General features: G+C 69.6%; 12 protein-coding genes and 1 riboswitch. Of the genes, 8 read left to right on the top strand and 4 right to left on the bottom strand.

All coding sequences use genetic code 11. The annotated features are described in order from the left end of the window. The first annotated feature begins 58 nt into the window (after positions 1 to 58). Complete coding sequence (locus tag AB0M51_RS33205) at positions 59 to 1,201, top strand: epoxide hydrolase family protein (RefSeq protein WP_344192256.1); 1,143 nt, start codon at positions 59 to 61, stop codon at positions 1,199 to 1,201. Here the strand turns inward: AB0M51_RS33205 and AB0M51_RS33200 are convergent, their stop codons facing one another. After that, entirely contained in the window at positions 1,202 to 2,032 is an 831-nt protein-coding gene (locus AB0M51_RS33200) for an oxidoreductase (protein ID WP_344192258.1), read from the bottom strand. A 97-nt stretch (positions 2,033 to 2,129) separates the two neighbouring features. Between AB0M51_RS33200 and AB0M51_RS33195 the strand changes: the two genes are divergently transcribed. Together AB0M51_RS33195 and AB0M51_RS33190 are read left to right on the top strand one after the other, a co-directional pair. Continuing rightward, positions 2,130 to 2,687: a TetR family transcriptional regulator gene (locus AB0M51_RS33195; protein ID WP_344192260.1), complete on the top strand. Its 558-nt coding sequence runs from the start codon at positions 2,130 to 2,132 to the stop codon at positions 2,685 to 2,687. 82 nt (positions 2,688 to 2,769) lie between these two features. Continuing rightward, positions 2,770 to 4,218, top strand: coding sequence for a trypsin-like peptidase domain-containing protein (locus tag AB0M51_RS33190; protein WP_344192262.1), 1,449 nt, complete (start codon positions 2,770 to 2,772; stop codon positions 4,216 to 4,218). 90 nt (positions 4,219 to 4,308) lie between these two features. On the opposite strand, the gene AB0M51_RS33185 is transcribed toward AB0M51_RS33190, so the two are convergent. Next, a complete protein-coding gene (locus tag AB0M51_RS33185) occupies positions 4,309 to 5,148 on the bottom strand; it encodes an NAD-dependent epimerase/dehydratase family protein (RefSeq protein WP_344192264.1) in 840 nt (279 codons plus the stop codon). 135 nt (positions 5,149 to 5,283) lie between these two features. Between AB0M51_RS33185 and AB0M51_RS33180 the strand changes: the two genes are divergently transcribed. The 3 genes from AB0M51_RS33180 (at position 5,284) to metH (ending at position 10,998) form a co-directional block, all read left to right on the top strand. After that, positions 5,284 to 6,693: an MFS transporter gene (locus AB0M51_RS33180; RefSeq protein ID WP_344192266.1), complete on the top strand. Its 1,410-nt coding sequence runs from the start codon at positions 5,284 to 5,286 to the stop codon at positions 6,691 to 6,693. Further along, complete coding sequence (locus tag AB0M51_RS33175; protein WP_344192267.1) at positions 6,690 to 7,223, top strand: TetR family transcriptional regulator; 534 nt, start codon at positions 6,690 to 6,692, stop codon at positions 7,221 to 7,223. Before AB0M51_RS33180 ends, AB0M51_RS33175 begins: the two co-directional genes overlap by 4 nt. A 69-nt stretch (positions 7,224 to 7,292) precedes the next feature. Beyond that, a riboswitch (S-adenosyl-L-homocysteine riboswitch) is annotated at positions 7,293 to 7,370 on the top strand. A 22-nt stretch (positions 7,371 to 7,392) separates the two neighbouring features. After that, the gene (gene metH, locus AB0M51_RS33170; protein WP_344192269.1) at positions 7,393 to 10,998 is read left to right on the top strand and encodes a methionine synthase; all 3,606 of its coding nucleotides are present in this window, start codon (positions 7,393 to 7,395) and stop codon (positions 10,996 to 10,998) included. On the opposite strand, the gene AB0M51_RS33165 is transcribed toward metH, so the two are convergent. Beyond that, positions 10,883 to 11,854, bottom strand: coding sequence for a hypothetical protein (locus tag AB0M51_RS33165; RefSeq protein ID WP_344192271.1), 972 nt, complete (start codon positions 11,852 to 11,854; stop codon positions 10,883 to 10,885). The genes metH and AB0M51_RS33165 overlap by 116 nt on opposite strands. Before the next feature lie 42 nt (positions 11,855 to 11,896). Here AB0M51_RS33165 and AB0M51_RS33160 point away from each other — a divergent pair, with 42 nt between their 5' ends. Then, positions 11,897 to 12,367 (top strand): GNAT family N-acetyltransferase, encoded by a 471-nt coding sequence (locus tag AB0M51_RS33160; RefSeq protein ID WP_344192273.1) that lies wholly within the window; start codon positions 11,897 to 11,899, stop codon positions 12,365 to 12,367. Positions 12,368 to 12,467: 100 nt separating this feature from the next. Beyond that, entirely contained in the window at positions 12,468 to 13,328 is an 861-nt protein-coding gene (locus AB0M51_RS33155) for an HAD family acid phosphatase (RefSeq protein WP_344192275.1), read from the top strand. Here the strand turns inward: AB0M51_RS33155 and AB0M51_RS33150 are convergent. Then, on the bottom strand, positions 13,325 to 13,990 hold the full coding sequence (locus AB0M51_RS33150; RefSeq protein WP_344192277.1) for a TetR family transcriptional regulator: 666 nt from the start codon (positions 13,988 to 13,990) through the stop codon (positions 13,325 to 13,327). The genes AB0M51_RS33155 and AB0M51_RS33150 overlap by 4 nt on opposite strands. Positions 13,991 to 14,028: the final 38 nt, after the last annotated feature.

The raw sequence follows: 14,028 nt of genomic DNA, 5'->3' as shown, positions 1-14,028 counted from the left end.
TTCAGTGTGCCAACGGGTTAGGACCGAAGCTGTCCTAGGTAGGCGGCACAGTAGAGCCATGATCAAGGAATTCAGCATCGACGTCCCGCAGAGCGCACTCGACGACCTCGCCGCGAAACTGGCCGGCACCCGGTTCCCCGCACCGCTGCCCGGCGACGACTGGAACACCGGCGTACCGGTGTCGTGGCTGTCGTCGCTGGTCGACTACTGGCGCACGTCGTACGACTGGCGGGCGGCGGAGAAGGAGCTGAACTCGTACCCGCAGTTCACCGCGGAGATCGACGGGCAGCGGATCCACTTCATCCACGTCCGCTCGGCGGAACCGGACGCGTTGCCGCTCCTGCTGACGCACGGCTGGCCGGGGTCGATCGTCGAGTTCCTGGACCTGATCGGGCCGCTGACCGACCCGGTGTCGCACGGCGGGCAGGCCGCGGACGCGTTCCATGTGGTGATCCCGGCGCTGCCCGGGTTCGGGTTCTCCGGGCCGACGTCGGACGGCAACTGGACGTTCGAGCGGATCGGGCGGGTGTGGGCGGCGCTGATGAACGAGCTCGGGTACGAGCGGTACGGCGTACAGGGTGGGGACCTCGGCGGATCGGTGTCACCTGAGGTCGGCCGGGCCGCGCCTTCGCACGTCGTCGGCGTACACACCAACGGTGGGACGAACCTGCCGCCGTTGCAGCTGTCCGACGAGGAGCTGAAGTCGCTGACGCCGTTGGAGCAGCACAGGATGGCGCGGATCGGGCAGTTCATGAAGGACGAGTTCGGCTACATCTCGATCCAGTCGACCCGGCCGCAGACGCTGGCGTACGGGCTGGTCGACTCGCCGGTCGCGCAGCTGGCCTGGATCATGGACAAGTTCAAGTCCTGGACGTGGCCGGGAGAGTCCTTGCCGGAGGCAATCATCGGCAAGGACCGGCTGCTCACCAACGTGATGCTGTACTGGCTGACCGGGACCGGCGGGTCGGCGGCGTACATCGGCTACGCCCAGCCGCGTTCGTGGGCCCCGCGCCCGAACTCGGGTGTCCCGACCGCCGTCCTGGCCACCGCCCACGACGTCGCGATCCGCCGGTACTGCGAGACCTCGAACAACATCACCCGCTGGACCGACCTGGACCACGGCGGCCACTTCGCCGCCCTCGAGATCCCGGAGGAACTGGTCGCGGACGTCCGCGCGTTCTTCCACGACCTGCGGAGCTGACTACCGGAAATCAGTTGAGGTTGTGAGGTGGGCCCAGGCCTGCGCCTCCTCGGCGCGTGACCGCGACGAGCTGTCGGCGAGGGCCAGGGCGTCGCTGCCGAGCAGCAGCCGGAGCGGCGTGGCCTCGGCGTCCACCACCTCGAGGATCGCCCGGGCGGCTCGGACCGGGTCTCCGGGCTGCTTGCCGTCCATCTCCAGGCGGCGGCGGTGCATCTCGCCGACGGTGTCCTCGTAGTCCGGGTGGACCTCGTGGAGCTGCATCGACGAGCCGCCCCAGTCGGTCCGGAACCCGCCCGGCTCGATGATCGTCACCTTGACGCCGAACGGCCGGACCTCGTTGTTCAGCACCTCGGAGAACCCCTCGACGGCGAACTTCGCGGTCTGGTACGCACCCATCCCCGGTGTCCCGCCGGCCCGCCCGCCGATCGACGAGAACTGCAGGAAGTGCCCGCTGCGCTGCTCCCGGAACACCGGCAGCGCGGCCTTCGTCACGTTGACCACCCCGAACAGATTCGTCTCGATCTGCGCCCGGAAGTCCTCGTCCGCCAGCTCCTCGATCGACCCGCTGTTGGCGTACCCCGCGTTGTTCGCCACGACGTCCAGCCCGCCGAACTCCTCGACGGCCGTCCGTACGGCGGCCCGCGCGGCGCCGGGGTCCGTCACGTCGAGCGCCACGGCCCGGAGCTGATCGCCGTACTTCGTGACCAGGTCGTCGAGCTGCTCGGGCCTGCGTGCCGTCGCGACGACCCGGTCGCCGGCCGCCAGCACCGCCTCGGTCAGCGCCCGGCCGAGGCCGCGCGAGCTGCCGGTGATCAGCCAGATCTTGCTCATCTCTACTTCCTAACTAACCAGTTGGTTCGGATCTGTCTCAATCTAACCAACTGGTTGGTTAGAAATCAACCAACCGGTTGGTTGGTATGCTGCGGGCATGCAGGAACGGAACGCAGACCGGACCCGGGCGCGCATCCTGGACGCGGCCACCGAGGAGTTCGCCGCCCGCGGGATCGGCGGTGCGCGGATCAACCGGATCGCGGAGGTGGCCGGCTGCAACAAGGCCATGCTGTACGCGTACTTCGGCAACAAGGACGAGCTGTTCGACGCGGTGTTCAGCGCGTCGCTGGAGAAGTACCTCGCCGAGGTCGGCTTCGACGTCGACGACCTGCCGGCCTACGCGGGCAAGGTGTTCGACTACTTCGAGGCGCATCCGGACCGGCTGCGGCTCTCCGTCTGGTACCGGCTGGAGCGGCCGGACGGGCAGCCGCTGGAGGCGATCATCGCGGTCAACCAGCAGCGGTTGGAGGAACTGCAGCGCGGGATGCGGCGACGTACCGTGTCCCGCCGGTTCACGCCGGTGAGCCTGCTGTCGCTGATCCAGGCGATCGCGACCAGCTGGTCGTCGATGAATCCGGAGTACGGCGCGGAGCTCCCGGACGCGAAAGTACGCCGTGCGGCGGTGGTGGCGGCCGTGGAGCGGATTCTCAGCTAACTCATTGGTTGAGCCGATGGAGTTCTCAGCCTGGCGCGGTCTACTCGTAGCAGAGGGAATTGGGCCGAGGAGGGCGACAGTAATGAACGAGAGCGCTGGACCGGGACCGTACAACGGTGGGCAGCCCCAGCAGGGGGTGCCGCAGTACCAACCGGGGGCGCAGTACCAGCAGGCCGTATACGGTCCGCAGTACCAGCCGGGGCCGTACGGGCCGCAGTACCCGTTCGGACCGCAGCAGCAGCCCCCGAAGAAGCATGGGCGGCGGCTGCTCGGCGCCGGAGCGCTCGGGCTGGCCGCGGTGCTCGTCGCCGGATCGGTTGCCTGGGGCATCGGCCAGCGAGCGACCGGGCACAACGCGGAGCTGTCGCAGAAGGCGTTCGACGCCTCGTCCGTCGCGGCCAGTGTGTCGCCGGGGCTGGTCGACGTGAACACCACCCTCGGGTACGAGAACGCCCGGGCCGCCGGCACCGGGATCGTGCTCACGTCCGACGGCGAGGTGCTCACCAACCACCACGTGATCGAGGGCGCGACGGCGATCACGGTCACCGACATCGGCAACGGGAAGACGTACACCGCGAGCGTCGTCGGGTACGACGAGACGCACGACATCGCCGTACTGAAGCTGAAGGACGCGTCCGGGCTGCAGACCGCGAAGACCGGGAACTCCGACCAGGTGAAGCTCGGCGACCAGGTGGTCGGCGTCGGGAACGCGGGCGGCACCGGCGGTACGCCGAGCTACGCGGCCGGCAAGGTGACCGGACTGAACCAGTCGATCACCGCGACCGACCAGAACGGGCAGGACCCGGAGAACCTGACGAACCTGATCGAGACCGACGCGAACATCCAGGCCGGCGACTCAGGTGGGCCGCTGGTGAACGCGAACGGCGACGTCGTCGGCGTCGACGTGGCCGGGAACGGTGGCAGCAACGGCGGGCAGGGGCGTCCGGGGCAGAGCTCGGTGTCCACCGCGCAGGCGGCAACCGCGACGCTGGCCGCCTGGGGCGGCGGCAACGGGTACGGCGACGGTGATGGCACCGGCTTCCCGTTCGACAACGGCAATGGCTACGGAAACGGCAACGGCGACGGTTCCGGGAACGGCAACGGGTACGGCGACGGTTCCGGGAACGGCGACGGGAACGGGACCGGCAATGGGACCGGGGCGACGACCGAGGGGTACGCGATCCCGATCAACGAGGCGCTCGACATCGCGAAGCAGATCGAGAACGGCAAGTCCTCAGCGTCGGTCCACATCGGCGACTCGGCCATGCTCGGTGTCTCGGTCGTGACCAGCGCCGGTACCAGCGGCGCGGTCGTCGGCGACGTGCTCGCGAACGGCCACGCGGACGAGGCCGGCATCACCGCCGGTGACGTGATCACATCGTTCGCCGGTCACACCGTGGACTCGCCGGACACCCTGTCCACGCTGCTCAACCAGCAGCACCCGGGCGACAAGGTCGAGGTCGGCTGGACCGACCAGAACGGCCAGACCCACAAGACCACCATCCAACTCATCGAAGGCCCGGTCCGCTAACGTCCACCCTCCCCACCCCAGCTGATCGGACCCGCGCGCTCCCCTCCCCCTCGGAGCGCCGGGTCCGATCACTGTGTGCGAACCCGGCGCTCAGGTGAGCGCGTCGAGGAAGTGCGGGTGTGCCGGGACCCAACCGAGAGCGCGCGCACGCGCATTAGTCGCCCCCCGCGCCCACGGCGTTCGTGCGGGTGCGTCCGCCGGCGTTGGGTCGGCCGGGGCTGGTGGGGGAGCGCCGACGGAGGCGGCGAAGGCTGGGGACCAGGCGGAGGCGGGGAGGGGTTCGTCGTCGACGATGTTCACCGGGCCTGACGGCCAGGTGAGGGCCGCCATCGCAGCCTCGGCGGCGTCGTCGATGTGTAGGAAGCTCGTGATGTCGGGGCCGGTCGGGAGCTGGGCGGTCGCCATCAGGCCGCCCTTCGTGTACCAGGTGTCCGGCCCGTAGAGCATTCCGTACCGCAGCACCACCGACTCCGGCGCCTCCGCCGTGATCGCCTCCAGCGTGGCGACTGCCTCGACCGTCGTACGCCGGGTCTCGTCCGCCGAGCGCACATCGAGCGGCGTCGACTCGTCCGCCGGGCCGGCCCCCGGCTCGTACGCCCACGCGATGCTCTGCGAGATCACCCGCCGTACCCCGGCCGCCAGCGCGGCGTCCACCAGGTTGCGCGTCCCCTCACGCCGGATCCGGCTGTTCGCGGCGAAGTCCCGCGTCCCGAGGTCCGTCAGCTGGTGAATCACCACCTCCGGCCGTGCCGCGGCCAGCACCGCGTGCAACCCGTCCCGGTCGTACACGTCCCCGACGGCGCGCGTCACGCCGCCCGCTCCTTGGCCGGCATGCCGGCTGAGGGTGGTGACTTCGTGGCCCTGGGCGACCAGGAGGGGGACGAGGCGGCGGCCGATCACGCCGGTGGCGCCGGCGACGAAGATCCTCATGCCGACCAACCGTAGTCAGTGCCCCGGCTGCCCGCCTGGTCCAATCGGCGAGCGGTTTCCCGGTCCATTTCCGGTCCGGTGAACAAGCGTTTACGATTCCTGAGTAAACAGCAGTTCACCCCTGTGAGGATCCGCTTGACTGCCCGTCCCCGCCTGATCCTGTCCGCACTCGCCTTCTGCGGCGTCCTGGTCTCGGTCAGCCAGACCATCGTCGTACCGCTGCTCCCCGCCCTTCCCGCGATCACCGGCAGCCCGGTGGCCGACGTCAGTTGGCTGATCACCGTCACGCTGCTCACCGGCGCGGTCTTCACCCCGCTGCTCGGCCGGGCCGGCGACATGTACGGCAAACGCCGGGTGCTGCTGATCGCGCTGTCCTCGATGATCATCGGCTCGCTGCTCTGCGCGACCAGTTCGAACCTGACCGTGCTGATCGCCGGCCGGGCGTTCCAGGGCGCCGCGGTCGCCGTCGTACCGCTCGGGATCAGCATCCTCCGCGACGAGCTCCCGCCGCGCCGGGTGATCCCGGCGATCGCGATCATGAGTTCGACGCTCGGTATCGGCGCCGCGTTCGGCATCCCGGCCGCGACGCTCGTGGTCGAGTACGCGAACTGGCACACGATGTTCTGGATCAACCTCGGCCTGGGCCTGCTGGACATCGTCCTGGTGCTGCTGATCGTCCCGGAGTCCGCCGTCCGCAGCAGCGGGCGCTTCGACGTCCTCGGGGCACTCGGCCTGAGCGCGTTCCTGGTCTGCCTGCTGCTCGCGGTGTCGAAGAGCAGCACCTGGAGTACGCCGACCCTCGTCGGGCTGTACGCCGTTGCGGTGCTGCTCGTGCCGCTGTGGGGATGGTACGAACTGCGCACCATCAGCCCGCTCGTCGATCTGCGGGTGTCGGCGCGGCCCGCCGTGCTGTTCACCAACTTGAGTGCTCTGCTGATCGGGTTCGCGTTCTACGCCAACTCCTTGTCCACGGCCCAACTGGTGCAGGAACCGACGTGGACGGGCTATGGGCTGGGCGAATCGATCGTGGTCAGCGGGCTGTGCCTGCTCCCCGGTGGCGTCGCGATGGTGTTGCTGTCGCCGGTGTCGGCGAGGATCTCCACTGCCAAAGGCCCGCGGTTCACGCTCGGGATCGCGTCGGTGATCATGGCGGCCGGATATGTGGTGCGGTTGTTCACCAGCGGGAGTGTGGCCGGGATCGTCGTGGGCGCGACCGTGGTCAGTGCGGGAACGGCCGTGGCGTACTCGGCACTCCCGGCGTTGATCATGCATGCTGTGCCGGTGACCGAAACCGCCGCGGCGAACGGCCTCAACACGCTGATGCGCACGATCGGGCAGGCGATCTGCAGCACGATCGTCGCGACCGTGCTGGCCAACGTGACGATCTCGCAGGCCGGAAAGGTCGCGCCCGCGCTGTCGGCGTACCTGATCGTGTTCGTGATCGCGGGGATCGCGGCCGCGGTCGCCTCCGGGCTGGTGCTGCTGATCCCGGTACGGCGCCCCGAGCCCGCGTACGAGGTGACTGTGAAGGTGGACGGGCCGTGACCGATCCCGGGCGTCCGTCGATCCTCCGGGCCGCCCGGAAGGCGTTCGCGCGGGAACCGTACGACGCGGTCACGCTCCGCGGGGTGGCCGCGGACGCGGGGGTCAGCGCGGCGCTGATCGTGAAGCACTTCGGCAGCAAGGAAGCGCTGTTCGAGCGGGTCGCCGACTTCAGCGAGGCGGCGCAGTTGCTGCTCGCCGCCCCGAACGAACGGCTCGGCGAGCATGCCGTCCGGACCCTCGTCGAGTACCGCCGGGAGAACGACCAGGACCTGCTCGTCCGGGTTGTGTTCGCGGCCGGCAAGGGCGACGAGCGGGCACAGATCCGCGAGCACTTCCGCGACCAGGTGACACGAGCCTTCGCGGCCCGCCTGACCGGGCCGGACGCCGAACTCCGGGCCGGGCTGATCACCGCCCAGTTGCTCGGCCTCGGCGCGCTGCTGGCGATCGACAAGACCGGCCCGGTCGCGGCGGCGACCCCGGAGGTCGTCGCCGGCCTCTACGCCCCGGCGATCCAGGATCTCATCCACTGATTGAACACCCGTCCTACTATGTGGACGGAGGACTTGGCGGACGATGTGACGCCACTAACATGGAGCATCCAGGCCGAGAGGCGCTGCAACGGACCCAGGTCCGCCACGCTCGACCTGGAGCACCGACTGCAAGGGCGCCTCCGGAGAGTTCTTCTGGAGGGGTTGGCAGATGAGTGAAGCCGCGTTGCGCGAGCTGCTGGACCAGCGGATCGCGGTCCTCGACGGGGCCTGGGGCACGATGCTGCAGGGCGCGAAACTGGAGCCCGCCGACTATCAGGGCGATCGCTTCGGCAACCACACGCACGACGTCACCGGCGACCCGGACCTGCTGAACCTGACCCGTCCGGACGTCATCCTCGACGTCCACCGGCAGTACCTGGCGGCCGGCGCCGACATCACCACCACGAACACGTTCACCGCGACCAGCATCGGGCAGGCCGACTACGGCCTGCAGGAGTACGTCCGCGAGATGAACGTCGCCGGCGCACGCCTCGCCCGGCAGGCCGCCGACGAGTGCGACGGCCGGAAGTTCGTGGCCGGCTCGATCGGCCCGCTGAACGTGACGCTGTCGCTGAGCCCGCGGGTCGAGGACCCGTCGTACCGCGCGGTGTCCTTCCAGCAGGTGAAGGACGCGTACGCCGAGCAGATCGCGGCGCTCGCCGAGGGCGGTGTCGACCTGCTGCTGATCGAGACCATCTTCGACACCCTGAACGCGAAGGCGGCCGTCGCCGCGGCCCGCGAGGTCGCGCCGCAGCTGCCGCTGTGGATCTCGGTGACGATCGTCGACCTGAGCGGGCGCACGCTGTCCGGCCAGACCGTCGAGGCGTTCTGGAGCTCGGTCGAGCACGCGGAGCCGCTGGTCGTCGGCGTGAACTGTTCGCTCGGCGCCGCCCAGTTGCGCCCGCACGTGGCCGACCTGGCCCGGTTCGCCGGCACGTACGTCGCCTCGCACCCGAACGCCGGCCTGCCGAACGCCTTCGGCGGGTACGACGAGACGCCCGCGGAGACGTCGGCGCTGTTGCAGGAGTTCGCCGAGTCGGGTCTGGTCAACATCGTCGGCGGTTGCTGCGGTACGACGCCCGCGCACATCGCCAAGATCGCCGAGGCGGTACGGCCGCTCGAGCCGCGGACCGTCGTACCGACCGACCACACCACCCGGTTCTCCGGGCTGGAGCCTTTCAAGATCGGTGCGGACACCGGGTTCGTGATGATCGGCGAGCGGACCAACGTCACCGGGTCGGCGAAGTTCCGCCGGCTGATCGAGGGCGACGACCACCAGGCCGCGGTGGACGTGGCGCTGGAGCAGGTCCGCGGCGGCGCGAACCTGCTGGACGTGAACATGGACGCCGACCTGCTGGACAGCGAGCAGGCGATGACCACGTTCCTGAACCTGATCGCGACCGAGCCCGAGGTGGCCCGGATCCCGATCATGATCGACAGCTCGAAGTGGTCGGTGCTGGAGACCGGGCTGAAACACGTGCAGGGCAAGGGCGTGGTGAACTCGATCAGCCTGAAGGAGGGCGAGGAGCAGTTCCTCGAGCACGCCCGGAAGATCCGCGACTACGGTGCCGGCGCGGTGGTGATGGCGTTCGACGAGCAGGGGCAGGCGGACACCGTCGACCGCAAGGTCGAGATCTGCGCGCGGGCGTACGACCTGCTGACCGGGATCGGCTTCCCGGCCGAGGACATCATCTTCGACCCGAACGTGCTGGCCGTCGCGACCGGCATGTCCGAGCACAACGCGTACGCGAAGAACTTCATCGAGGCGCTGCCGCGGATCAAGGAACGCTGCCCCGGGGTGCACATCAGCGGCGGGATCTCGAACCTGTCGTTCTCGTTCCGCGGCAACGACATCGTCCGGGAGGCGATGCACTCGGCGTTCCTGTACCACGCCGGCAAGGCCGGTCTGGACATGGGAATCGTGAACGCCGGGCAGCTCGCGGTGTACGAGGACATCCCGAAGGACCTGCTGGAGCTGGTCGAGGACGTGATCTTCGACCGCCGCGACGACGCCACCGACCGGCTGGTCGAGTTCGCCGAGACCGTGAAGGGCAAGGGCAAACAGCGCGAGGTCGACCTGACCTGGCGCGAGGGCCCGGTCGAGCAGCGGCTGTCGCACGCGCTCGTGCACGGCATCGTCGACTACATCGAGGCCGACACCGAGGAGGCACGGCAGCAGTTGCCGCGGCCGCTCGACGTGATCGAGGGTCCGTTGATGGACGGCATGAAGATCGTCGGCGACCTGTTCGGGGCCGGGAAGATGTTCCTCCCGCAGGTGGTGAAGAGCGCGCGGGTGATGAAGCGGTCGGTCGCGTACCTCGAGCCGTTCATGGAGGAGGAGAAGGAGCAGGCCCGCCGCGAAGGCCGGGCGGAGATGGTCCGCGGGCAGGGCAAGGTGGTGCTCGCGACCGTGAAGGGCGACGTCCACGACATCGGCAAGAACATCGTCGGCGTGGTGCTCGGCTGCAACAACTACGAGGTGATCGACCTCGGCGTGATGGTGCCGGCGGCAAGGATCCTGGACACCGCGGTGGCCGAGGGCGCGGACGCGGTCGGCCTGTCCGGGCTGATCACGCCGTCGCTGGACGAGATGGTGTCGGTGGCGAGCGAGATGCAGCGCCGCGGGCTGAAGCTGCCGTTGCTGATCGGCGGCGCGACCACGTCCAAGCAGCACACCGCGGTCCGGATCGCGCCCGCGTACGAGAACACCACCGTGCACGTCCTGGACGCGTCCCGGGTGGTCGGCGTGGTGTCCGACCTGCTCGACGACGACCGCGCCGAACAGCTTGCCAAGAGCAACAGTATCGAGCAGGAGCGGCTCCGCGAGCAGCACGCGAACAAGCAGCGCGCGCCGATGCTGACGCTGGCCGAAGCCCGGGCGAACAAGGAGCCGGTGGAGTACGGCGAGCTGCCGGTGCCGGCGTTCACCGGGCTGAAGCGGGTGTCACCGAGTATCGAGACGCTGCGCGAGATGGTCGACTGGCAGTTCCTGTTCCTGGCCTGGGAGCTGAAGGGGAAGTACCCGGCGATTCTCGAGCAGCCGGTGGCGCGCGAGCTGTTCGACGACGCGAACGCCTTGCTGGACGAGATCATCGCGGACGGGTCCTTCACCGCCGAAGGTGTGTACGGCTTCTGGCCGGCGCACAGCGAAGGTGACGACATCGTGCTCGACGGGCTGGACCGGTCGTTCCCGATGCTGCGGCAGCAGACGGAGAAGCCGGCCGGCCGGCACAACCGGTGCCTGGCCGACTACGTCGCGCCGTCCGGCGACCACCTCGGCGGATTCGGGGTCGCGATCCACGGTGCCGGGGCGCTGGCGAAGTCGTACGAGGAACGCAACGACGACTACAAGGCGATCATGGTGAAGGCGCTCGCCGACCGGCTGGCGGAGGCGTTCGCGGAGTGGATCCACCTGGAGGCGCGGAAGGCGTGGTTCGAGCCCGGCGTAGAGCCGGTGCTGGAGGACCTGCACGCGGAGCGGTTCCGCGGCATCCGGCCGGCCCTCGGGTACCCGGCGAGCCCGGACCACACCGAGAAGAAGGACCTGTTCGAGCTGCTGGAAGCGGAGAAGATCGGCCTGGGCCTGACGGAGTCGTATGCGATGACGCCGGCCGCGGCGGTCAGCGGCCTGATCTTCGCGCACCCGGCGTCCCGGTACTTCAGTGTCGGCCGGCTGAACCGCGACCAGATCGAAGACTACGCAGTACGGCGCGGACTCCCGACGGACGAGGTCGAGCGCTGGCTTCGTCCGAACCTGGCGTACGACCCGGAGTAGGCGATCGGAGCGCCGGGTCCTTGGCCAACCCGGCCGTACGGTCGTCGACGGGTCCGGGCCGGCCGTCGGTGGTGGTGCGGACGGCCGCGGCCAGCTTCCGGGTGGCGACGGCCGCCGGGGATTCCGGCGTACCGCTGCCGGGGTTGCGGGCGTCGACCGCGGACTTGAACTGGGTACGGAGCCGGTGGCCGAGGTTCATCCGCTCGTCGCGGGTCAGCTTGTCGCCGCCGGGCATCGAGCTGACCAGCGTGGCCCAGCGGCCGTCGGGCTTCATCCGGATCAGGTCCTCGCAGGTGCCGACGTAGGACGGGTCCTGCCCGTTCTGGCGGGCGAGCTCGGTGAGGACGTCGCGGGTGGCGTCGGCCGCCGGACCACGGCCGGCGTACGAGAAGTCCGGGTTCGGGACGTCGGCGGCCGACATCAGGCGGGCGGAGTCGCCGTTCTCCCAGACGTACTGCAACCGCTCCTGGGTCCAGACGTCGGCCAGGCCGCCGTTGAGGTCGGCGTCCGCCTGTCCGACCGGGTGCATGTCGGCGAGCGGGGTCAGCAGCCCGGTGGCCTGCGACGCGACATAACCGGTCGCCTCGACCAGCGTGTCCCAGCGCTCCTGCCGCTGCTCGGCGGTCAGTTGCGCCGAATCCTGCTGTACGGCGTCGACGTGCTCGCGGAGCATGAACAGGTAGTACTGCGCGCCGTTCATCCCGGACTCGGACGTCGTCGCGCTCGGCATCCGGTCCGACTCGCGGACCATGACCTCGCCGTCCCAGCGGGTGTCGACGCCGCTCGGCCCGGCGACACCGACGATCGACTCTGCCCACGCGCTCGCCGGGGAGTCGTAGGGGAGCAACTCGGCCATGGAGCAAGCCTAGGTTGCCGCGAGGGCCACTACGCTGGCGAAATGACTCTCAGGCCTGCTGTCGACGCGGACGCCGGGGCGATCGCCGACATCTGGTACGCCGGCTGGCGGGACGGGCATCTGGGGCACGTGCCGGAGGCGCTGGTCGCCGTACGGACCGAGGAGTCGTTCGGGACCCGGGCGGCCGAGCGAATCGTGGACACCACGGTGGCCGTCGTCGGGGAGACGGTTGCCGGGTTCGTGATGGTGGTGGCGGACGAGGTCGAGCAGGTGTACGTCGGCGGTGCGCACCGCGGATCCGGGATCGCCGGGACGCTGCTCGCGGAGGCCGAGCGGCAGGTGCGGGCGAACGGGTACGACGAGGCCTGGCTGGCCGTCGCCACCGGGAACGCGCGGGCCCGCCGGTTCTACCAGCGCCAGGGCTGGACCGACCGCGGCCCGTTCGACTATCCGGCAGCGGTCGGTAGCGGAACGTTGCCGGTGCCGTGTCACCGGTACGTGAAACCGGTCTGATCCGCAGGATTCCCCTTGTTGCGGAGCTTGTCCCGCAGCCGACCGGGCCGGAACGGGGTTAGCGTGCCCTGGCAAGCATTCCCGTTCTGAAGAGGTCACCATGCATTTAGGGGCATTCCGTTCCTGGCGCCGGCCGTCCCGGCGGATGGTCCTGACCAGCGTCGCCGCGGTCGCGATGACATCGGTCGTCGGCGGGGTCGCGTACTCGGCCGGTGCCGCCACGCAGCAGCCGGCCATCCAGACGTCGACGCCGCGCAGCGAGAACCAGGTCACCAACCTCGACGTACTGCGGCAGCAGCTGCGCAACTACTACGGCGACCCGCTCGGCACCGGGACGTTCGGCGCGGACAGCAACTACGCCAAGGAGGCCCGCTCGGTGGCCGCCGCCGGGACGCGCTGGATCTCCGTCCCGCACCACACCCGCAAGACGAAGGCGATCCTCCTGGACGTCGACGACACGGCGCTGGCCACCTGGAACTACGAGCTGGCCAGCAACTGGGCGTACAACCCGACCAGCAACGCGGACTACGTGCTGAACCAGAAGTTCCCGGCCGTGCCCGGCATGGTGGACCTGGTGAAGGCCGCCGAGCGCGAGGGCTACGCGATCTTCTTCCTGACCGGCCGCGGTGCCGCGCAGGAGCAGGCCACGCTGGGCAACCTGACCGAGGACGGCGTCGGCGTGGACGCGGGCTTCCCGAAGCCGACGACGCTGAGCGACGGCGAGGACGGCCTGTTCACCAAGCCGGCCGTCGCCAACTACCCGGACTACCTGAAGCAGGCCTGCGCGAACGACCCGAACGGCTCGTGTACGACGATCCACTACAAGTCGGCCACCCGCGCGCACATCGAGTCCCTCGGGTACGACATCGTCGCGAACTTCGGCGACCAGTTCTCCGACCTCAAGGGCGGGTACGCCGACCGCACCTTCAAGCTGCCGAACCCGAACTACTACCTGCCCTAGTCGCGCGGCAGGACGCCGTACAGCAGGGTCCGCAGTCCGGCCGTGAGCGACGGCTCGAAGGCCATCCGGATCGCCTCCAGCGACGGATCGGCCGCGTAGGCGGCGAGGATGGCAGGGACGGGGTGGGAGTGGCTCCAGATCGCACCGGCGAGCAGGCTGCCGGTGGCGATGAAGTGGCCCGCCCCGTCCGTGCCCAGCTCCGGCACGACCGCGGCCACCGCGGCGATCATCCGCTCGTAACTGACCGCGGCGGCGCGCTTGAACGCCAGCGCCGTCTCGGTGCTGATGTTCCGCTCCAGCACCGCCGCCTGCGCACTGATCAAGTCGCAGAGCACCGGCCGCTTCGTCAGCGTGCCGACGACCGCGGTGATCAACTTCTCCGCGCGCTCGTCGCGCGGCAGCGTCGGTGAGATTCCGGCCAGCGTCGCCGACAGTTCGGCCACCCACTCCGTCAGCTCGCTGCTCGACAGCTCGAGCAGGACGGCCTCGCGGGAGTCGAAGTAGTTCAGCACGTTCGACTTCGCCAGGCCGACGCGCCGGCTCAGTTCGTTCAGGCTGAGGTCCGCGACCGGCATCTCGGTCAGCATCGTGGCCGCGGTCGCGAGGATCGCCCGCCGCCGCTCGGCCCGCTGCTCGGCGCTCCGGGCGCGTTTGAAGTTCATCTCACACATTCTACAGACCGGCGGTCTATTGTTATCGG

This window comes from Kribbella sp. NPDC051137, assembly GCF_040682535.1.
GTDB lineage: Bacteria > Actinomycetota > Actinomycetes > Propionibacteriales > Kribbellaceae > Kribbella > Kribbella karoonensis.
The sequence above is the reverse complement of the archived record's forward strand: the minus strand, read 5'-3'. Positions and strand labels throughout refer to the sequence as shown.

Coding starts and splice junctions, on each gene's coding strand:
- AB0M51_RS33150 (WP_344192277.1), bottom strand. CDS start 13,990: ATGAACTTCAAACGCGCCCGGAGCGCCGAGCAGCGGGCCGAGCGGCGG.
- AB0M51_RS33195 (WP_344192260.1), top strand. CDS start 2,130: ATGCAGGAACGGAACGCAGACCGGACCCGGGCGCGCATCCTGGACGCG.
- AB0M51_RS33160 (WP_344192273.1), top strand. CDS start 11,897: ATGACTCTCAGGCCTGCTGTCGACGCGGACGCCGGGGCGATCGCCGAC.
- metH (WP_344192269.1), top strand. CDS start 7,393: ATGAGTGAAGCCGCGTTGCGCGAGCTGCTGGACCAGCGGATCGCGGTC.
- AB0M51_RS33155 (WP_344192275.1), top strand. CDS start 12,468: ATGCATTTAGGGGCATTCCGTTCCTGGCGCCGGCCGTCCCGGCGGATG.
- AB0M51_RS33190 (WP_344192262.1), top strand. CDS start 2,770: ATGAACGAGAGCGCTGGACCGGGACCGTACAACGGTGGGCAGCCCCAG.
- AB0M51_RS33205 (WP_344192256.1), top strand. CDS start 59: ATGATCAAGGAATTCAGCATCGACGTCCCGCAGAGCGCACTCGACGAC.
- AB0M51_RS33185 (WP_344192264.1), bottom strand. CDS start 5,148: ATGAGGATCTTCGTCGCCGGCGCCACCGGCGTGATCGGCCGCCGCCTC.
- AB0M51_RS33200 (WP_344192258.1), bottom strand. CDS start 2,032: ATGAGCAAGATCTGGCTGATCACCGGCAGCTCGCGCGGCCTCGGCCGG.
- AB0M51_RS33165 (WP_344192271.1), bottom strand. CDS start 11,854: ATGGCCGAGTTGCTCCCCTACGACTCCCCGGCGAGCGCGTGGGCAGAG.